Genomic DNA, 20,113 nt, shown 5'->3' on the forward strand with positions numbered 1-20,113 from the left:
CGAAAATCGTTCCACGGCCGCCGAGAAACTCTCTTCGTCACGCGCTTCGATCGAAATTCCGGAGCTGAAGAACAAGCCGATCGGACGACCAAGGTCGTCAAACCTTATGCTTGCCGAGTTGTCCCGAAGCTTGCTGTAGTCGATCGGGTCGATGACAGGCCCACCCAGGAAGTGGCGATCTTCAGGCATTTGCTTCGTTCGCCTGTTTGCTGGCACCGCTGAGAACCGACGCCGCAAGCTCTACCGGAAGGTCAACTTCCGGATGTTTCTCGAATACCAATCCGATGCGTCGGGCATCTTCCGATTGGTCGATCGAGAAGTGGAGGCCGGAAAAGTCGCGCATCCTGGTTTCCAAGTTCACGATCTCGAAGCGTTCTGGATGGTCGTAGAAATACGTCGTGACGTGCTCCAGGTCGCGTGCATCCTCGGTCTGTGATCGTGCGTCTGTCAGCGCTTCGGTACGGATGATCTCGGTCGTGAGTCCGGCCGGAACCGGTCTTGGCGCATGCGTGGTGATCAGATCGGTCAGCTGGCCAGATGCCATCGATTCTTCCATCAGGGCGAGTCCGCGGCGCATGTCGTCGAGCGGGAACAGGGGCCGATCTCCGCAGAGTCGGGCAAAGGCCTCGAAACCATGCTCTCGTGCCGCCCGAACTGCTCGGCCCATAACGTCGTCGAGGCTGCCCCGGAAGTGCGGTACGCCGAGCTTCTCGGCTGCATCGGCGAGTGCGTCGTCGTCGGGACGCTGCGAGGTGGCAAGCACAACATCCGGATGAACACAGCGCGCGCGCTCGATGACACGCTCGAGCAGGGTTCGACCGCCCAGATCGCGCAGCATTTTGCCGGGCAGCCGGGAGGAACTCATGCGCGCAAATACGATGATGCCGGTCCGCGGCTTCACTGCAGCCGTCCCCGTTCCAGAACGCCTGCGTCGCAGAGGGTGTCAAGGATTGGCAGGAGCTGCCAGGCGGGCACTCCGCAGAGTTCCGCAATCTCCAGAAGGGAATGGTCCCCATCGGCCCAGCTGATCAGGTCGAGCATGGTGCGAACGTCGCGCGTGCTGCCCTTCTTGCTGATCGACGGATACAGGCCACGACGGCCCAGTTGGGGCTCGCCCAGGACTCGAGTGCGCGGCCGGCAGCCGTTCTCGATCAGTTCGATCATCTTCTGGTACAGCGAAAAGGATTCGGCAAATCCCCGCGGAGTAACGACTCGCTCCAGGTCGTCCAGTGACGTGTGGTACTCGGGGTACTCGCCGTACTTGGAGCGCATGACGCTGGTGACCGGCAAATCAATGCCCGGCGCGCAGTAGTTGCTCTCGTCGCTTGCGCGGTCTCGCCAGGAATATTCTTCAAAGCCGTCGGTTGCGTGTTGCAGGGCATGAAGGGCAACTCGATCGGCCTTGGTGTCGCCCTTGCGGGACGGCAGGAAGGACCAGGCCCGTTCGTCGCCCACGCAGGTGATATTGAAGCCCGCGATGGTTCGATCCTTCATGGCATCAAGATTACTGTCAAGGTAGGCGATAGAGCCAATCATCTCCGGCACGAAAACAATTCGGTAGGTGTGGCGGCGCTTGCTGGACTGGAGCCAGCGGGCGAGGTAGGTAGTCAGACAGGGCCCCGAAAGTTCGTTGTTCCCCATCGATGGATGGCAGCAATAAGTCGACAGCAGGACTTCCTGCTCGGATTCGCCCGGAATGATCAGTTCTCCGAGCGTAATGCTGCCTTCAAAGTGCCGCGCATCGATATAGGCCCGATACGTCCCATCCTTCAGGGTCTGGCGCTGCTGATCGGACATGCAGAAGCCCCAGGTGCGGTTGTAATAGGACGTCACGTAGGGAACGGCATCAGGCTGGTCGGGCAGAGAGTGTAGGTGCCCCTGCAGCTCCTCCAGGCTCATTTCGCGATCGACCGCTTCGGAGTAGCCAATGACGTGCAGGTTGTTGTCGAAAAAGTCGACAACTCGCTCGCCGTCCGGCCCCTCGAGCCAGGCTTCGCGAATTTCCCACTCCTCAGGGACGATCCAGTCAAGCACCTGTTTGCCTGACGGGACCTCGATGAGCCTCAGGTCGGGGAGCAGTTCCTGAATGATGCGCAAGGTCTCGCGCAATCCCGCTCCCGATATGGACCGATTGATCGGCCACAGCCTGCGGGCGAGGGCGTGGATCTGTTCGCCGATTGGTTGATTTTTGTCGTTCTTAGTCAAGGTGGCATGGGAGTTAAAGGTAAGGAAACAGGGGGCAGGGGCCAGGAAACAGGACCCAGGGAACAGGGGCCAGTAGTCAGGGAGCAAAGATCTGCTGCCAAATGACAGGAAACAGGAGTCAGGAGTCAGAAGTCAAAAACGGCTGCGGATTTCTGATCATGGGGCCGAGCATTGCTCCGACTTCGCTACATCTCGTCGCAAAATCCTGGTGTTGCTCATTCGTCATGTAACCGCAATCCAGTGCATAGTCTAGAGACGTATCGGTTTCGTTTACTTCTCCATCGCAATCAGTCAATTTCGATATGAAGTTGGCCTCGTATCGACGCTTTGCCCAGGCTTCTCGGAGGTTCATGCAAACCGACCGAGATGACCGTCGAATCTGGCTTGTCAATGCGTAGCGCTCCTCAATTGGAAACGACTGACTTACTCGAAAAATGTCCATGGATAATTTATAGGCCTTTTCATAGACCGTAAGCTCCTTTGCTGTCCGCACACCCATTGCCTGTCTCCTGTCTCCTGTCGCCTGACTCCTGTCGCCCGGAACCCGTTCACTCGTGCAAAAGGTAGAGGCGATTTCCGGAGGCACGAATCGGCTCGAATCCGTCATCGACACGCTTCGCGAACTTTTCGGCCAGAAACTCGACTGCTTCCGGTGTCCAGCCCGTGAAATGCTGGATGGCGGTGGGCTGGCTGAAATCATCCAGGATCAGCGCGCAGGAGCGGGCGCGGGTGAATAGCTCGTCCATGAACTCCAGGGGATTCTCGAGGTGGTCGAGGTACTGGAAGGCGCCGATGGCGTCCCAGATTTTTTGCGGCTGGTCGCTCCAGTTGGCGACCCTGACTCCGGTGGTCCGGACAAGATGGTCGATGCAGTGGGTGCCATTGTTGCGACAGCCAGTTGACCAATAGTTGGGCTCCGATCTTTCTAGATAGGTCGCATCGACGCCATTCCGCTTCGCGCGGGAGAGAAGGCCCCAGAGCGGGCAACCGACTTCGGCCCAGGAGTGCAGGTTGCCCAGAGTGGTGTTGATGTATTGCCAAAGCCCTTCGGCGGAGAAGCCCGAGAACCGCTTGTAAGGCGTGGGTTCGCCAATTACACGCCATAGCAGAGGGGTGGCTTCTCGCAGTGTCTCTATGTCGCCAGATTCTATGGCTTCCAGTAGGTCCTTCTCTTCCTGCGAACCCTCCAGCTCGGGTATCGAGTCAATGATGGACGACAACGCTCGTCGATAGCGATTGATCTGGCTCGTGTCGCTTTGTTGCAGGGCCTTGCTATATGCCTCGGTATCGGCCTCAAAGTTCTCAGGAGAAAAACGATTCGACAGAACATCCCATCCTTTGGGGTGGGCGGGCACTTGTCTGGAAAAAAGCGTCGTCAGGGACTCGCGAGAAAACCATCTGGATTTGTAGATCAAGTCGCAATTCCAGCATTGAAAATTGCGCATTGCTTGCAATAATGCGTGAGGATCACACGCCAATTGTTCAGTCAGCTTCTCGGAATACAAATTATGTTCTGGAATGGAGTGCTGCCTACGGTCTGTAGAGCCGCAAAGCGGACACCGCTTGACCAATCTCAGACTGGAAATTCCGGTTGAAGCCATCGGTTCAGGCCTGCCCAGCCCGAAAGATTGAAAATGGCACAACCTTTCTTTTGGCCAATAAAACTTTCATGCGAAGATGGCGAAACGTCTTGTGCAGACGCATCTTCTGATCCCTGACAAGGGCGCCAGCCAGAGTCGAAAGCTCCAATTGTTCTTCGAGGCTCCGGCCGTCATTCAACGTCACAGCTTCATGGTGTTCCGTGCCGTCATTCCGCAGTTGTGCGCGAAGGTGCGGCATATTGATTGCTATGGCTGACCTCATTCGTTCAAGGTCTTTCGAAATGTCAGCTTTGAATCGATGTGACTGGTTCAGGAGCCTTTTCCCCAATTTGGGTATCTGTGCTTCAGTTTGTGCGAGCTCGATTCCTGTGATCTCACTGGATAGCCACTCGTTCTTGTGGGTATTTGTTCGAACCAGTACGCTTGGTATGGAAAGCGTAAGCGCAAGGATGGCCATGTGATACCTTCCGCCTATGTGCAAACAACATTGATCTACTAATGTCGCTGCATCTGATAGGTTGGAGCGGAGGATCAAGCGTCCATTCATAGATTCGATCTCTGAACGTAGTCCCTCAACATGAAATCCTAGCTTGGTCAAAACCAGTGGCTGCAAGTCTTCTTTGCGACAGAAGTCCAGTGCGACTCGCGTTAACTCCATGTTTCGTTTCTTGCTGAACCTTGCACCGGTTGTAATCAGGACAGAGTTCGATCGGCGTGTGGCCCGCCCCGAGTTTGGTATCTGAGGGCGGTAGGAAAAGGCAAGATCTGGAATGAAGTCGGCTTTGTAGTATTCGGCAGACCATCGATCTCGTAGGGCAACCCATCGACATTCACGAAGAAAAGAGCTGATCAAAATAGCCCTTGAATCGCGATACTCGGGAAACGTTCCATTCAAGCAAACTACTGGCTTTCCAAGTCTTTGACAAAGAGTTGGGAGAGAAAGGATTGACGTAAGCTTGTGTATGTCATCGCATTCATAAAAGCTGCCTTCGGGCTGAAATATCACGACGTCGGAGCTCAAGGCGGAACCGTAAGCGGCCCGACCATATTCATTTCTGGACAGCACCTTTAGCCATCGCAGGAACGAAGCATCATTTCTTTTTCCGCCCAGGAAGAAGGGTAGGGAGGTCAGAAACGAGCGTATGCGCGCTGAATGCTTCCCCCATTTCCACGGCCAACTTTCCATTGCAACCTCGGAGGCCTGGTGCGAGAAAGCTTCAAGGACTGCACGTTTGAGGCAGCCACTGGTCAGCTGAGACCCGATGTTCTCGAAACATTCAGTGTCGTTAAGCAGGGCGATCTTCATTGTGACCGGAAACTTCATAACTCGAATAGGCCCCGGTTCGTAGCGACCTGGGCCATTGGGGGCTGGCGGTTTGTTCCAGCCAGTACTCGAGATGTTGTTCAATAGTGCTCACCCCGATGGCGCGTGCGGCGCGTTGATATTCCGAGGCTAGTTGCATTTTCTGGACCCGGCGGCTGGCGGCGCTACCGCCGACCGTTTCGTCGTCTTCCGGCTGGCCGTGCATGGCCACCCCGTGGTCGAGCAAGTCCTCGAGTTCGTCGGCCAGGCGCATCATGACCACGGTGCGCCGTTTACGTAGTTGCTCGAGGCTGAATTGGTCCAGGCGCACAACTTCGAAATTATGGTAGTCGTGGACCAAGGATTCGACGCTCTTTCCGAAGTGCTGCCGGATGTATTCGCGGCGCAGCTTCAAATCTCGGTCGTCCGGAAATGGAATTCGGTCCTGATACATGGCATGCATCAGGGCCGCTCCGATGCAATCTGCGTCCTGACCAGCCTCGACTAGAATGCCGGCCGTGCCAACCAGGTGACAGACGAAGGGCTTTCCGGAACCTCTCAGAATTCTGCAGGTCTGATGCGCTGCAAACAGGTAAGCCCGGTTCGCTAGTTCAACACTCGATTCATCGTATCCGAGCGAAAGCATCTGCCGAAAGAGCTGCAGGTTGGTCTGGGGGATTAAACAACGGTTTCCGGTTTCCTGTTTCCGGGTTCCGGTAAGACTCATTTTTCCAGCTCCAGTGCCTGGAATGCGCGGGTGTCGCGTTTGACTCGCTTGCCGACGATGTCGCGGTATCGCCTGGCGTCGATGCCGTGATTGGGGCGCAGGGCGACGAGGTGCTCCGGCTGTATTTGATCGCCGGCCTTGAGGTCAACGCGAGAGTAGAGGCCGCGGCGAAAGCTGGTGACGTGTCCAGTCTCAATCTCGCATTCCAGCGGACGCTTGTCGGAATCTCCGAGTAGTTCCTGAATACGGTCGAGTCGCGCTCTCAAGGCCATCACTTCCTCTCGCGTCAGCGAAACCTTGTGATCGCGAAATGTCTTGCCCTTTCGAGTATCGGTAAAATGAAACTCCAGCACCTGCGCACCCCGGGCGGCCGCGACTTCCAGCGCCAGAGTATCCCGGGTGTGGTCGGAGTAGCCGACAGGACGTCCGGTAGTAGTGCGAAGTGTATCCATCACCCGCAGGTGTGCATCACGTTCTTCGATGGGGTACATGGCCGTGCACTGCATCAGGGCGATCTGTTCGGCTGCGCGATAGACTGGATTGCACTGCTCCAGAAATGAAATGGTCGCCAGCGTCTCCTCCAGGGTCGCCAATCCGGTCGAAAGAAGCATTGGCTTGCCGCGCTCAGCGAATTTCTCGAGGACCGGCCAGGCGGTAAGGTCACCGGAACCGATCTTGTAGAAGTCCAAATAGTCGTCAATCCAATCGAGCATGTCGGGGTGCCAGACCGATGCGAGGTAACCGACGCCGGCGGCACGGCAACGCTGGCCCAGCTCCAGATGCTGGTCCCGGGTCAATTCGAAGCCCCGAAAATGCTCGTGACGGTCCGGCGACTCGACCGGGCTCACCAGGCTGTCGCCTGTGTAGAGCTGGAACTTGACATAGTCGGCGCCGGAGCCGATCGCCAGGTCGCACAGCCTTACGGCGTAGTCGAAGTCGCCCTCGTGATTGCCGCCGATCTCGGCAATCATCACAGGTCGTGACCTGACAGACCATGCGGGACTATCGGTAGCGCTAGCTGATGTCACCGCGTTCTCGCATGATGTTCTCGACGCGCTGTCGCGCTTCCGGATACTTGACCTGTACGCTGTCGATCCGCGGCATGATGATGTGTCCTACCCGACCTGAATAAAGTGCCTCGGTGCGCAACACGTCGCGCCAGAACACGTGTACAGCGCCATTCCAAGCGAACAGTGCCTCGCGCTCGAGCCTGAGTGTCTTGGTCGCGCCAAAATTCAGTGGCTCCAGCCCACGACGGCCGTGCCGGAAGTGCAGGTCGGTATCCTCGTACGTGCTGAGCACCTGATCCACTTCATATACCAGCAAGGTATCCAGTGCTTCCTGAACGTGCGCCACACGCCGCAAGGGGGCATGCACATTGAGAATGGCCACGATATCAGGAAAGAATGCCATCTCGTCCTCCAGATGGCTCAGGGCGTCTTCGATGACGGTCTGAAGCTGCACGTCAGGATCGGAAAGGCGCATATCTCGCAGATGGGCAACGACGCCCTCCTGCTCAGCACAATAATCAACGACCGCCCGATCGTCGGTAGTAACATAGATCAGATCGAAAGCGTCACAGGCACGCGCGCAGTCCAGCGTGTAGTCGACCAAGGGGCGTTCGGCCAAGGGTTCCAGTGCGATGTTGGGCATGTGCTCGTAGGTATTCTTGACCGGTACAATGGCCACAATTCTCGGCCGCACGGGGCCCGTATATGCCCCCGCCACCTTCTTCTTGATCTTGCGGCGAGCCTCGAGTAGCCCATCGAAGTCAGTCGACATTGAAGCGGTGTGCTTGCGGTAATAGAAGAGCGGGGTCTGGACGTTACCCGGTTTGAACCGGTGCAAGGCTTTCAGCCACAACTCATGTCCGTCCTGTGAGTCGAAGTCGGTATCGTACCCACCGACCGCCTTCAAAACTCGTTTTCGGATCATGGTGCAGGCGCCATGCGCAGGCAGATCGAGAACCTCGACCTCATCATTAATCTGCTTTCGACGCTCGACGCCGATCACGTCGCCGAACTCCGTTATATAAATCCAGTTAGGGTAGACCAGTCCAACTTCCGGGTGCCGATCCAGGTAGTCCGAAAGCACTAGTAGTGCGCTGGGGTCGAAATAGTCGTCTGCGTCCAGGCGAATGATGTACTCGCCACGTGCCAGATCCAGTGCTTCGTTCGCGCAGGCCCGCAGGCCCAGAGCTCGCTCGTGCTCCACCAAGCGGACTCGGTCGGGCGCACGCATAACGAACTCACGCGCAATCGTCGAGGTCTGGTCATCAGAGCCCTCGTTAAAAACGAGCAGTTCCCATTCTGTAAAAGTCTGGCCAAAGACGCTTTCGAGGGCCTGGCGCAGGAAACGACCGTAGTTTCGCGACGGGACATAGACTGAAACTCTACTCATGATTGGAATGCAACGCTATGGCGTTCGATAAGAGCGGCACTACAGGAGACAGCCGCGAATCAGAACGCTCTAGGATCAAAATTTTGTGGCTATAAGTTAATGAGATGATCAGCTCCAAAAGGCTAGGGGAACTATAAGCTTTTATCTAGATCCCACCACAGATTGCCGGAGTTAACAAGCTGCCTAGCAGACTGGTAGATGGCTGAGTTCGGGCCCAGAAACGTTCCGTCCGCGGATTTCATTCTGGACAAAAGCCATTCGTATTTTGAATACTTTTTGCTGCCGCCGCTCCAGGCCTTTGAGCGAATTGCTAGGTCCAAACGCCTCAGAAGATCAACCGTGAATTTGAAGTGAAGAAGCGCGACTCCAGCGGCGGGCGTCGGCTTGGAGCTAGCAAAGTGACTTGATGTGTATCTAATCTTGCGACTTGGGCGTATCAATGGCATTTTATGAATCGCAGATCCAATAGCAAGATTCTTCCTGCGTCCAGAAGCAACAACCTCTTCGACGGTAGCGACTTCCTGTTTAGATCCGAACGGAATATTGTAAGCAGAAAACAAGCGACCAGATGCCGAAGGGTTCAGCCTGAAGATGTCGCCGGAATCCTTGACCTCAAGCAACTTAACATCATCGAAATAAGGGCTCAACGAAATCAGTTCCGAGAAATCCCTTGGTGCGGGGACCGGGGTTGCTAAATCCGCGAAAGTTCGAGGGTAGGTTTCAATCAAAGAGCCAATGAGAACTGGTATGTCAAGAGCCTCCAGTTCTTGTGTTAGCTCTGACAGCTGAGTGAATTGAGGTGGAAGAATCAAATATTCATCAGCATCTGCACAGAGGCACCATCTTCGACGAAGATATGCATCTGGAATCAACGTCTTGAGTCGTATTCCGGCCCGCATCCTGCTCAACCGCCACGGAAGCCTTGAGCGGCGTCGAAACTCTTCTCCATAAGAAAAGCTGCTTTTCAAAACTGTGACATCCGGTTGTTCGAGCAAAAACTCCAGCGTCCCATCATGGGAGCCATCTTCAAGAATCAGAAACTCATCAACTCCAAGGCTTCGATAGTAATCCAGAAAGGACCTCAAAAAGAACATCTCATCTTTCATTATTGAGAAGACGCAGATCTCCGAAGACGGAAATTCTCCCTTCAGGACCCTCACGCTATCGATAAGTTGACGGTCTGACGCAGTTTTCATTACAACCCTTCTTGGTAAAAGTCTGGTTTCACTCGGTGGGTACTAATGATTCGTTCCTGAATAGATAGACATGCGTTCTGAAGTTTACTCCAGCAAGCTTGAAGCCGGTTTGGGTTAGCAGATTTACACACTCGCAAATGGTGTGCTGTTTATCTGTTCCGCGTTCCGGTCCAAGGTCCGCAGATACAAATTGAACATTACGCAGCAATGACGCACCACCCTCCAGGATCTCAGGTTCTGCCCCCTCGGCTTCAAGCTTCAGGAGCTTAACTGTACTGTTCGGAATCAGAAGCCCCAGATCATGGCCGATATCGTCAAGTGTAGAGGTTTCGATCTCCATCCTCGGAGACCGGTCATTAGAGGGTAGAAGGCTGGAGTCACCGCTGTCATTGGACATTGAGAACTCTAATCGGGTCTTCGTGTTCCAGAGGGCGCCATTGATGAGAGTTGCTTTGGGGTCCTGCATATTCGCTCGCAGACAGGCAAATTCAACGGGATCAGGCTCCAGGCAAATAGCCCGGACATCGAAAGTCCTTGCAAGGTGAAGTGCGAGTTCGCCAATGTTTGCTCCAACGTCAATAATAATGTCATCTTTTTGAAACGGCACTTGGGGTAAAAGGTACTTTTCGAATATCTCCCGTGGTCGGTCAACGTCACGGAGATACTTCTCTTTCACCCGATTGCGACGCGCGACATAAATTGGAGGAACAGTACTACTCCACACGAGAAAAAGGCTCTTTTCTTCGTCCCATGAAACTCGCGTAGAGCGCTTCTTAAGTTTGCACAGAGCAGTCGCGCGATGGGCGAAATCTCCTTGGTTCTTGCAGTTCCACAGAAGCCGATTGGTTATCATTCTTTTCAGATTAGAAATCATTAGTTACTTTCAGATTAAACCTACACGGACCGAAAGGGAACTCCAACTTTTAAGGAGACTAGATGGCTGTAGCTGACAGCTCTTTAGTCTGGGCGTGTCTTTCAGGTCAGTATGCCACGAGCAATTTCTCGGTAACTTCCATTTGCAGGCCGCTTGATCAGCGGTCCAATCACTAGGGTGCCGCATATCTCTCGAGAAATCTCCAGAGAACTGGATCTGTCGCAATTAGACGTCCCGGATTCTTCCGGCTGAAATCAATGAGAAAGTTGCGGTCTTGGAGAGCGTGTTTGTCGAACGCCGCCTCAGAGTCATAGAAATGCCCCCTGGATTTTCGGGCGCCGACGCCGATCAAGTAGAGTTTGGCGCCAGGCGGCGCTTCTTGGTTGGCGATGACCAGCGTACGAACACCTCCTGAAATGCCAATTTCAGGTAGCAACTTGGTTCGCTTCAGTTCCAGCAGTAGGGAACTGGGCCAAGCGGATCGAAGCCGAATCGCTACCTCCATCAACAGTCGGTTTTTGCGCCTGCTCTTGACTACAATCCTTTTGCACTGCTTGCCGACTGCCGAGAGACGCGCGAAGCGCAAACCCAGATCCCGCAACCTCACCTCCAGCTCGGGCGCTTCCTGTTCGAAGTTAGCGCCTTGGCCCGAAATAATCAGCCTGTCTACATGCCTTCCCGACCATTGGCGCCGGGTCTCCACATCCTGTGGCTCGTCAGAAAAAATCACACTCCAACTGATCACGCCGATTGATTCTGTCGTTTCAGAAATATTCTCGAGGCGGGCGATGGCACCGTTCACAGCGTATACCCTGTCAGGTTGGACGTTTGGAAAAACCGCATCCGGCTTGGAGCCCACAACAAAAATGTTCATTCTGCTTTCTGCCATATATCGAAAAGATGTTGTGCGCTGAGGAATGACGTAAGTCTGGTGCGCAAAATCAGGTCTGAGGCTTGCCATTCGGCGGTGCTGCTCGTATTGCTTTGTGACATCGCCTTCCTAAGCCCTCCACTTTAGTCGGAATTCGAGCGAATGACGAGTTGCGCGTTGTGGGCGTACCACGATCTACTTTATTCAAGCAAGGATTTGATCTCAACGAGCCTTCATCGAAGGCAGGTCAAACCCGACTCTATGATAGCCGGTCAATCAATAACCACTGCATTGGGATTCTGCTCGGAAGTCTGACCCTAGTCTAGCCGAAGAATCAGATTGCAACCCTGCAGGGTCCCGAACTTTCATTGAACGTAAGGAAACTCGAACCGCGGGAGAGTTTCGCAAATTACAAGTTTTAGCCTGGCGGCAGCCATTCAGTTGACAGTAGTCGACTGCTTAGATGCAGAGCCTGGATGAAAGACTCAATCTGTTGTGCGCTGGGCGGCTGTCGTGGCCGGAGGCGCATGGTAACCGAATCGTTCCATGTGGTCGCCCTGGAAGAACCTTACCACTTCTACTAGCAGCGGTTGATCCTTGAACATGGTTTCACGGGTCGCGTCACTTGGTCGAATGCTGGATTTCGCAGAGATTTCGCTGAAAGTCTGAGTCAACCCTTCGAGCTCGGGTTTCATCTTTTCAAGCTTTTTGGTATCTTCCAGTAGGTTTTCGAACCGCACATAATAGTCAATGATATCCTGACCATTGAGGTAGTAGAACTGATGGTTATGGGTAAGCACCCATGGGTTCCGTCTAATCCACGAAGCAAATGTCGGCCTGGGTTTTACGTGCTCTCTATTGCGCCAGAAGTAGTAGGAAATGAGGTAATCGAAAGGATCCCGAACGATCGAGATCTTGAATACCTTGCTGAAGGCCTCCTCGCCAAGGAGGTTGCGAGCCATCTTTGCGCTCGTGTGTTGAGGAAACTTGATCCGTTTATGCTTATAGTACAGAAGCTTGAGTTGCCGCCTGGGGTGCATTGATAATCGTTCGCGCCATGAATACTTGTAATTAGACCCGTCTTGAAGCCCCAGATTGCGACGAATGTGATTGTCTTTACGGAGCTGCGAGATGATATCGTTGGCGCCAGCAAATTTTGAGAGTGCGATTTCGAAAGACGTTCCTGCGACTTTGAATGGTTTAAGAAAAAGAATATTAGGGTCTTCAAGATAGATCATTGTCTGTGTTTTCTGCCTGTCATTTTTTTCATGTACGTTACTGTAGCACTTACAGCGAAAGGTGGACCTCGAATAGATCTGCAACTACGAGGGCCCTCACCGGTATTGCTCGTCGTCGCATTTGGTCTTAATCAACAGATGGCATGAAGCTGGCGAAGTTTTGAAGGACCTTGGTAGTCCTTACTTCAATTGCGACCTGATCAGGTTGCTGCCGCCGAATGATTGCCCCTTTCTAAGATCTGGCCTGAATCAAGCCGAATGACCAGATTGCAGTCCTTCAGGGTTGCAACTCTGTGGGCGATAAGAACCATAGTAAGATCAGGTGAAAGGCCATTGATCGCATCCATGACAGCAGATTCCGTATCCGAGTCAAGTGCACTGCTAGCTTCGTCAAATATCAGGACGTCAGCGTCACGGTAGAGTGCCCGGGCAATGCCGATTCGCTGGCGCTGACCACCAGAAAGTTGAATGCCTCGCTCGCCAACGCGTGCGTCGTATCCCGCGGGAGAGGACTCGATGAAATCGGCAATTCGGGCGCAGCGGGCCGCCCATGTGATGCGATCTCGGTCAATCCTCGATTCGGGAACGCCGATGGCAATGTTTTCGGCGATACTGGCGTCGGCCAGGTAGATGTGTTGTGGAACGTGGGATATACGCTTCTGCCATGCCGAACGATTACTGGAATCGATCGGAACTCCATCGACAGTAAGCTGGCCCTGGGTTGGTTCGAGTAGACCCATTATGATGTCGGCCAGGGTGGATTTTCCGCTGCCGGTAGGACCAATGATGCCAACTCGCGCACCGTTTGAGATCGTCACGTCGATGTCCTTGAGTACCTCTTCACCGCTGGTGTCATATTGGAACCCTACGCTCTCCAGTCGTATCTCTTTCTCAAACGGCTGAGCGATGATCTTATGGCGGGGCAGCAGAGTGTTCCTCGGTAGTTGGAGCATGCTGAGTACGTCGGCAAACATCTGGTGGTTGCCGGTCATCCGCGACCAGGCACCGTAAATTCTCTGCAGCAAAGGTAGTAGGCGTTGGGCCCCCAGGGCCAGCGCCCCCAGTATGGGAAGCGCCTCCACCAGCCCCCCGGTTTGACCGGATAGAACTAGCGCTAGGCTGACAATAAGAAAGACTCCGATGGCTTCGACGATATACCGAGGCGCCTGGTTGAGGAAGTTGTTGCGCGCCTGGGCCTGGCGCAGGCTCTGGTCGGTACGGGCGAATGCACTTGTGTAGTGTCGTTGGCTCTGGTCGAGAATCACGTCGCGGATGCCGCCCAGGCCTTCCTGGACACAGCGCACGCGGTCGGTCTGAGCCGCGGCGATCCGTTTGCCGTTCGCGCGTAGTCGGACTCGTACAGCGGTCGCGATAATCCAGTAGAAAATGACGAAAGTGATGGCAGCACCGAGTGTCGCCCCCGGGTCGATGGCTACCAGTGCTCCGATGATGGCCAGCGAGAGAATCAGAGCGATTGCGCCTTCCATGACAGGCCGAACGGCGCCATTAATGACGGCTTGCACTTTGTTGACTGCGGCGATGATCGCGCTGGTGTTGTGCGAGATGTGATAGCTGTAGGGTTGACTGAGTACACGGTTGTAGAGTGACACGCCAATGTCGTAGCCAAGCGCGAAAACGAGCCGAGTGCTGACCCATAGCAGCAGGAGTCGAATGCTGGTTGCAGCGGCTACCAGCGCCACGAAAGCGATGGCCATTGGGAAAACGATGGCCTCAGGTCTGCGCCAACCAAGTGCAGAGAAGATGTCCTGCAAGAGTGGGTACTGAAACGCCGCTTCAGGCTCGGACATGAGGGAGATGAACGGGATGACCGCGCCAATCGTGACCAGTTCTGCACCGGCTCCGACGAGCATGAGAACGAACAGTCCGAGGAACTGCAAGCGACGTCTCCGCGGGATGTGTGGGACAAAGTCGCGGAGAAGCTGGAACAGGGACTGATCCGAAGAAGACACTGACACTGAATTCAGATCCTGCCTCTGTGGCCGGGTGACGTAGTCAACAAGGTGCTTATGGTCGGTATGACGTCTACGTGGCGGGAAGCGAAATAGTCTTCCCAGCCGGCAAAATCCGTCCACTTGCTGACAAACAGGAAATCCAGATCATGCTCGCTGGCCGCCTCGTGGTCGAGACGGCTGTCGCCGAGGAAGAGGGCCGGACGGCGAATGGTGCCAAGCTTGATCTCGCGTTCCAGAATAGACTTCTTTGGGTCTGGGCTTCCGAAGATGCCACCGTCGAACAATTTGGCCAGTCCTCGTTGCTCGAAGATTGCCCGCAACTCGGTCTGGTCCCCGCCGGAGATGATCATCCAGCGTTGCTGCGGGGCTGCTACGCGCAATTCTTGAAGTCCGTCTGCAATCGCGCAGGTCAACAAACCTTCTCGCGCCGCTTCGGCATAGGTTTCTAGCATACTTTCGAAGTCGGGGCCGTCGCGACCGGGGATGCTTTGTGGGGCAACACGTGGAAGGATTTCTTCTATGAGATGCCGGAATTTTTCGTACCGTGATACACCACCATTGGCGACATGGTGCGCGACGAGCTCCTCGGCGGCGGCTTCACCCCAAGGTAGGGCGGCCGCCCGAAATGCCTCTGTTTTGCAAGAGTTGGAGTTGAGAACAACCCCGTCACAATCGAAGACGAAACAATTGTAGTTTTTGAAGTTGAAATCGATCCGGCGTGACATTTCCATGAATTGCTCTTATCGAAAAACCGGTGGTATTTCCGAGGAAGGAAATAGCTCACGACTCAGCCGCAGAAAATCTGGATTGTTCTTGATGACCTTTACTACCTTTTTCTTTCTGGAGAGGAAATTCCATCGCTCGATACAAGAGTATCCACTGAGCTCAGAAGCGTTCGCAGAAGTGCCATAAAAGCTGCTGCCGCCGCCGGCATCTGAAATGAAGTCCATATACTTGTCTTCGTTGGTGCACCCAAGCGTTGTAGCAATGGAATTCCGATAGTTCAGACACTTTAACCAGCGATCAAATATTATAGGGGTAACTGGGTTACGGCCAATCTTCCCGCTGCTCGCTGCATTTGCATACTCGGGCCAAAGTTCAATAATATCTACCACCCTTCCGCGAGCGTGCAGGCTATGAGCTTCAGGCTTGCGCTTGGCAAGTCTCCGAATGCTCTGTGCTGTGTAGAGAAGCAGGTTGACCAGGCCATTCTGCCTAAAAATGCGCGAGGCGTGCTCGTATTCGTCAATCGGGTGCAGTCGGGAAAGTGAAGGAATTACGCAAAATGGGTTGCGCAAAATCAAAACAATGCGCTCATCGTCCGGGGGTCCAAAAGCATTGTAAATTGGCCCATTCGCAGTGGCAGGATCATGCAATCGCAGGTCAAAGTTCTCGAAGCTGACGATGAGTTTATTGCCCCAGCTACTAAAACTGGACACCAACTCAGAATACTCTGTGACCCTTCCATTGTGCCGTTTCGCGTTTGCATTGAACTCATCGGGAAGAGACACTGCGCCGCCGCGAAGGGGTCTGCCGGCTTTCTGATTGTTTATAAACAATGTCTTTTCAACATCAAGGCCGATGAGCCAGTTCAGGATGGCGTGGTTTCCAGACCTTTGAAGCCCGAAGACTTTTACCAGTTGATAGCTCACTCCTTTTTGCTTCCGTGTTTTTTTGAGAGAGCTTGTTCTACTTTTCCTACGTCGTCCGGTACATCGACCGCCACGCTTCCAGCAAGGCATTCATACGTCAAAACGCGAGAACCCAGTTCGAGAAATCTGAGGATCTCGATATCCTCCAACCTCTCCAGCTCGCTCTTGCGAGCGAATCCGGTGTAGGCGCGCAACTCCTCTCGAGTGAATCCATAGATGCAGACTTGCTTCTTGTAGTTCTCGGGCGCATTTTTTGGATCCTTGCATGCTGGCAACGGGCTACGGGACATGTAAACCATGATTCCGGCTTCGGTAGTAATTACCTTGGGGATATTTACGTTCTCAGGATCCTCGTCCTGGCTGAGCCAGCAGAAACCATTCACAATCATTTCGGGATGCTCGGACTTGAGCTCAATGCATCGCAGAATATCTTGCGGGTCGATAAGTGGCTCGTCACCCTGCACATTGATGTAGATATCGTAGTCGATTACTTCGGCGGTCTCTGCCAGTCGATCGGTTCCGGTGAGCGCATCGGGACTGGTCATCAGCGCCGAAAATCCGGCTTCACGCACGACACTGGCGATTCGGTTGTCGTCGGTGGCCACGTACACATGGTTCTGCCCTACAGCTTTCGCTGAAAGCTCTGCAACCCAGAGAATCATGGGCTTTCCGAGCAGTGGCACCAAAGGCTTTCCAGGAAAGCGACTTGAGTCGAAACGGGCAGGAATAACAATGCAAGCGCGCATTGTTCAGAGACCGTACAAGCTGGTGGAAGGTAGACCCTTGTATCGGGTCGGTGTTATGGACACCAAGGAATTGTTGTTTACGGAGCTTGTGAATTCAGCAAGCATCGACTCGACTTCGGCGTTCCGTATGTCACCCGAAGCGTATCCGTCGAATCCTGCCATGAGGATGCCGCTTGCATTGCCGCTGGTCGCTACGGCTAGTGCGTAGGCCAATACGAGCGACGTGGGCGCAACACAGTGGGTCGTTCCAAAATAGAAGTGACCCGGCTCAATACCGAGACCGAAATCGAGCAACTCCTTACTGGCGAGTTCATTGCGGAGACTTTCGGGTAGCATTGAAGCCGGCGTGATCAGCGGTTGAGGCAGTCTGGAGTGCGTATCGGCATCCGCGAGCAGGCGAACCGGGTGGCAGGCAATTCGTAGATCGATGAGTTCTGGATCGATGGCTTCCTGTGTGTTGAGCGCCATGACCAGGGGGCTGGTACGACGGATGTAGGCCTCGAGAGCGGAACGATGAGCAGCAACACCTGGCCCAGTGCCCAGGATCAGCACATTGCGGCCATTCATGGCATCGGCCGGTGCCCAGCTGCCGCGCGGTTCGCCGCGGTAGAAGTGGCGGGCGCCGTCGAGGGTGTCGAAGCTGAACTTCTTCCCTCCTTCTTCCCTCAGGTGGTCGATGACGGCGAGGATGTCTTCCTCGTCGTAGCGGGCGTCGCCAAGCATTTCCTGGATGTAGGTAGGATGGATTCCGTACTTTCCGGCCAGGTAATAATAGGGATTCGTGCCCCAGCCGTATTGCTGTTTCATGGGTGCGAAGTGCTTTCGAATCAACGTCATTAATGGCACCAGGTTGGGTGCTTGGTCGCGCAATGCAGCCACTTCGATTGCGAGCTCTTCGGTCCGGGCGTTTCCTGGCCCTCGCCCCATGCCGGTAACTGTTGCATCCAGCCAGTTTACGCCTTCATCCTGGGCTCTAAGCGTATTCGCCAGAGCGAGTCCCATGTTGTCATGGGTATGAATGCCCACATCTCCTTCCCATCTTTGGCGCAGCAGTTTCACGATCTTCCCGACATCATCCGGCCTCATGCCGCCCATGCTGTCGGCGAAGTAGAGTACTTCAATGGGAGATTCGTTTGCTCGACTGGCTAGATCCAGAATTTCGGCTTGGCTGCGATCGGCAATCTGCATCAGGTTGATCCCGACTCGATAACCGCTCTCGGACAGCTTCTCTGCTGCTTTAAAGGCCTGCGGCAGTTCATGGAAATGACAAGCCATCCTCACCAGTTCGACGCAGGTTTCATCGGCCGCTCGAGGAAACAGCCGGGTGAGGGCTTCGTCGACACCCATTTGGGTGCACAGATCAGCGCCGTTGATCATGACACCGATGGTCAGTCCCTCTGGAACCGAAAGACCTTCAAGAAACTCATCGGTGGTGAATGCGCAGGCTCCCTTGAAACCCTGGTTCTTAAGGAACCGGAAGCCCAGCTCAACAATGTCGACGCCGGCCGATTTCATCGACTCAAGGTAGTCGGTGAGCAGGTCTTCGGAGAAGTCCCAGGCGTTGTAGTAGCCGCCATCGCGGAGCGTGCAGTCGAGAAACCGGAGTGTCATAGGGCGGTCTCTATGAGGGTTGTCCTGCAAGGTATCCGAGATGCTCCAGTTTCAGCAGAATCTGCTGCACGGCCTTGTCAGGCTCGATCTCGGTCGTGTCGATGCGTAGTTCCGGGTTCTCCGGCTCCTCGTAAGGGTCGGAAATGCCCGTGAATTCCTTGATGATGCCCTCGCGCGCTTTCTTGTACAGGCCCTTGCGGTCGCGTTGTTCGCACACTTCCAGCGGCGTGGAGACGTGGATTTCGATGAAGCCGCCGTGGGGTTCGATCATGTCGCGCACTTCGCGTCTTGTGGCGGTGTAGGGCGCGATGGGGGCGCAGATGGCGATGCCGCCGTTCTTGGTGATTTCGCTGGCGACGTAGCCGATGCGCAGGATGTTGAGGTTGCGGTGTTCTTTCGAAAAGCCCAGTTCGCTCGAGAGGTTCTTTCTGACGATATCGCCGTCGAGCAGGGTGGTCTGGCGCCCGCCCAGTTCCATCAGTTTGACCTGCAGGGCATTGGCCACGGTGGATTTTCCCGATCCGGACAGGCCGGTGAAGAAGATGGTCACCCCCTGTTTGGCTCTCGGCGGGTGGGTGCGGCGCAGTTCGGCGACGACTTCCGGGTAGCTGAACCATTCGGGGATATCCAGGCCCTCGCTCAGGCGTCGGCGGATTTCGGTGCCGGAGATTTCGCGCACCTGGTCGTCGGCCTGGATTTCGTCGGCCGGGACGTACTGGGCGCGGGTTTCGACGTACTTCATCTCGCGAAACGGCACCATGGTGATGCCGGTTTCCTGCTCGTGTTCGGCGATCAGTTCCTGGGCGTCGTAGGGGCCGTAGTAGCCCTCGCCCGTTTTGGGGTTGCGCGGGCCGGCGTGGTCGCGGCCGACGATGAAATGCGTGCAGCCGTGGTTGGCGCGGATCAGGGCGTGCCACAGGGCCTCTCTGGGGCCGGCCATGCGCATGGCCAGGTTGAGCAGCGACAGGGCAGTGGTCTGCTCGGGGTAGCGCTTGAGGATGTGCTCGTAGCAGCGCACCCGCGTGAAATGGTTGATGTCGTTGGGCTGGGTGCGGCCCACGACCGGGTGGATGAGCAGGTTGGCTTCCACCTCGCGTGCGGCGCGGAAGGTCAGTTCCTGGTGAACGCGGTGCATGGGGTTGCGCGTCTGGAAGGCGACGATGCGTTCCCAGCCCATTTTCTTGAACCAGGCCTTGAGTTCGGCCGGGGTGTGGCGCAGGTGGACAAAGTCGTAGTGCAGCGGCGGCTGGATGAGCTCGACCTTGCCGCCGATGTAGTAAGGGTGCGTGCGCTCGAGCAGGCGGGCCACACCGGGGTGGTTGGCGTCGGTGGTGGCGTAGACGGCCTCGGCCTCGGCGCGGCGGTCGGGTTGCCAGATGTCGCTGACCTGCATGGTGGCCAGCAGGACGCCTTCGGGGTCGCGCAGGCCGATGGTCTCATCGGTGTCGATGGTTTTTGCGAAGGTCTCGGGGACGTCCAGGGTGATCGGCATGGGCCACAGGGTGTTGTCGGCCAGGCGCATGGTTTGCAGCACCGCCTCGTAGTCCTTTTCCCCCAGGAAGCCAGTAAGCGGGTGGAAGGCGCCGTTTGTTAGGAGTTCGAGGTCGCAGAGGTGGCGGGGGGAGAGGGCGTAGTCTTGCTTGGGGGCTTCGACTGGGCCTTTTTGCGTGCTCTGGTTTGGGTGCTGGTTGGGCATGTTGAAGGTTAAAGGTGAAA

The 20,113-nt window shown here is 55.2% G+C and carries 18 protein-coding genes; all 18 read right to left on the reverse strand.

What is annotated here, in order from left to right; genetic code table 11:
* Positions 1 to 181 precede the first annotated feature (181 nt).
* The 18 genes from ACDC66_RS10305 to ACDC66_RS10390 all read right to left on the reverse strand — a co-directional run bounded on the left by ACDC66_RS10305 (position 182) and on the right by ACDC66_RS10390 (position 20,093).
* A complete protein-coding gene (locus tag ACDC66_RS10305; protein WP_376696632.1) occupies positions 182 to 901 on the reverse strand; it encodes a cytidylyltransferase domain-containing protein in 720 nt (239 codons plus the stop codon).
* Positions 898 to 2,292 (reverse strand): DUF4910 domain-containing protein, encoded by a 1,395-nt coding sequence (locus tag ACDC66_RS10310; protein WP_376696633.1) that lies wholly within the window; start codon positions 2,290 to 2,292, stop codon positions 898 to 900. The genes ACDC66_RS10305 and ACDC66_RS10310 overlap by 4 nt, the downstream gene beginning before the upstream one ends.
* 31 nt (positions 2,293 to 2,323) lie before the next feature.
* Positions 2,324 to 2,812, reverse strand: a complete 489-nt coding sequence (locus ACDC66_RS10315; protein ID WP_376696634.1) for a four helix bundle protein — start codon at positions 2,810 to 2,812, stop codon at positions 2,324 to 2,326.
* The gene (locus ACDC66_RS10320) at positions 2,754 to 3,710 is read right to left on the reverse strand and encodes a hypothetical protein (protein ID WP_376696635.1); all 957 of its coding nucleotides are present in this window, start codon (positions 3,708 to 3,710) and stop codon (positions 2,754 to 2,756) included. The genes ACDC66_RS10315 and ACDC66_RS10320 overlap by 59 nt, the downstream gene beginning before the upstream one ends.
* A 100-nt stretch (positions 3,711 to 3,810) precedes the next feature.
* Positions 3,811 to 5,112: a polysaccharide pyruvyl transferase family protein gene (locus ACDC66_RS10325; RefSeq protein ID WP_376696636.1), complete on the reverse strand. Its 1,302-nt coding sequence runs from the start codon at positions 5,110 to 5,112 to the stop codon at positions 3,811 to 3,813.
* Positions 5,093 to 5,836, reverse strand: coding sequence for an HD domain-containing protein (locus ACDC66_RS10330; RefSeq protein WP_376696637.1), 744 nt, complete (start codon positions 5,834 to 5,836; stop codon positions 5,093 to 5,095). Before ACDC66_RS10330 ends, ACDC66_RS10325 begins: the two co-directional genes overlap by 20 nt.
* Positions 5,833 to 6,807 (reverse strand): N-acetylneuraminate synthase family protein, encoded by a 975-nt coding sequence (locus ACDC66_RS10335; protein ID WP_376696638.1) that lies wholly within the window; start codon positions 6,805 to 6,807, stop codon positions 5,833 to 5,835. Before ACDC66_RS10335 ends, ACDC66_RS10330 begins: the two co-directional genes overlap by 4 nt.
* A gap of 43 nt (positions 6,808 to 6,850) precedes the next feature.
* Positions 6,851 to 8,236 carry a glycosyltransferase family 2 protein gene (locus ACDC66_RS10340; RefSeq protein WP_376696639.1) on the reverse strand — a complete coding sequence of 462 codons (1,386 nt, stop codon included), beginning with the start codon at positions 8,234 to 8,236 and terminating at the stop codon, positions 6,851 to 6,853.
* Between the two features lie 131 nt (positions 8,237 to 8,367).
* Positions 8,368 to 9,342 (reverse strand): glycosyltransferase family 2 protein, encoded by a 975-nt coding sequence (locus ACDC66_RS10345; RefSeq protein ID WP_376696640.1) that lies wholly within the window; start codon positions 9,340 to 9,342, stop codon positions 8,368 to 8,370.
* Positions 9,343 to 9,460: 118 nt separating this feature from the next.
* Positions 9,461 to 10,306, reverse strand: coding sequence for an FkbM family methyltransferase (locus tag ACDC66_RS10350; protein ID WP_376696641.1), 846 nt, complete (start codon positions 10,304 to 10,306; stop codon positions 9,461 to 9,463).
* 172 nt (positions 10,307 to 10,478) lie between these two features.
* The gene (locus tag ACDC66_RS10355; RefSeq protein ID WP_376696642.1) at positions 10,479 to 11,267 is read right to left on the reverse strand and encodes a hypothetical protein; all 789 of its coding nucleotides are present in this window, start codon (positions 11,265 to 11,267) and stop codon (positions 10,479 to 10,481) included.
* Positions 11,268 to 11,662: 395 nt separating this feature from the next.
* The gene (locus ACDC66_RS10360) at positions 11,663 to 12,415 is read right to left on the reverse strand and encodes a sulfotransferase family 2 domain-containing protein (protein ID WP_376696643.1); all 753 of its coding nucleotides are present in this window, start codon (positions 12,413 to 12,415) and stop codon (positions 11,663 to 11,665) included.
* 200 nt (positions 12,416 to 12,615) lie between these two features.
* Positions 12,616 to 14,313, reverse strand: coding sequence for an ABC transporter ATP-binding protein (locus ACDC66_RS10365; protein WP_376696644.1), 1,698 nt, complete (start codon positions 14,311 to 14,313; stop codon positions 12,616 to 12,618).
* 83 nt (positions 14,314 to 14,396) lie between these two features.
* Positions 14,397 to 15,119, reverse strand: a complete 723-nt coding sequence (locus ACDC66_RS10370; RefSeq protein ID WP_376696645.1) for an HAD family hydrolase — start codon at positions 15,117 to 15,119, stop codon at positions 14,397 to 14,399.
* Positions 15,120 to 15,128: 9 nt separating this feature from the next.
* Positions 15,129 to 16,040 (reverse strand): hypothetical protein, encoded by a 912-nt coding sequence (locus ACDC66_RS10375; protein WP_376696646.1) that lies wholly within the window; start codon positions 16,038 to 16,040, stop codon positions 15,129 to 15,131.
* Positions 16,037 to 16,786: a 3-deoxy-manno-octulosonate cytidylyltransferase gene (locus ACDC66_RS10380; protein ID WP_376696647.1), complete on the reverse strand. Its 750-nt coding sequence runs from the start codon at positions 16,784 to 16,786 to the stop codon at positions 16,037 to 16,039. Before ACDC66_RS10380 ends, ACDC66_RS10375 begins: the two co-directional genes overlap by 4 nt.
* A gap of 3 nt (positions 16,787 to 16,789) precedes the next feature.
* Positions 16,790 to 18,397, reverse strand: coding sequence for an aldolase catalytic domain-containing protein (locus ACDC66_RS10385; protein ID WP_376696648.1), 1,608 nt, complete (start codon positions 18,395 to 18,397; stop codon positions 16,790 to 16,792).
* A gap of 10 nt (positions 18,398 to 18,407) precedes the next feature.
* Complete coding sequence (locus ACDC66_RS10390) at positions 18,408 to 20,093, reverse strand: bifunctional sulfate adenylyltransferase/adenylylsulfate kinase (protein WP_376696649.1); 1,686 nt, start codon at positions 20,091 to 20,093, stop codon at positions 18,408 to 18,410.
* Between the last annotated feature and the right edge of the window lie 20 nt (positions 20,094 to 20,113).

The sequence above is a fragment of the Wenzhouxiangella psychrophila genome (assembly GCF_042310375.1).
Taxonomy (GTDB): domain Bacteria; phylum Pseudomonadota; class Gammaproteobacteria; order Xanthomonadales; family Wenzhouxiangellaceae; genus Wenzhouxiangella.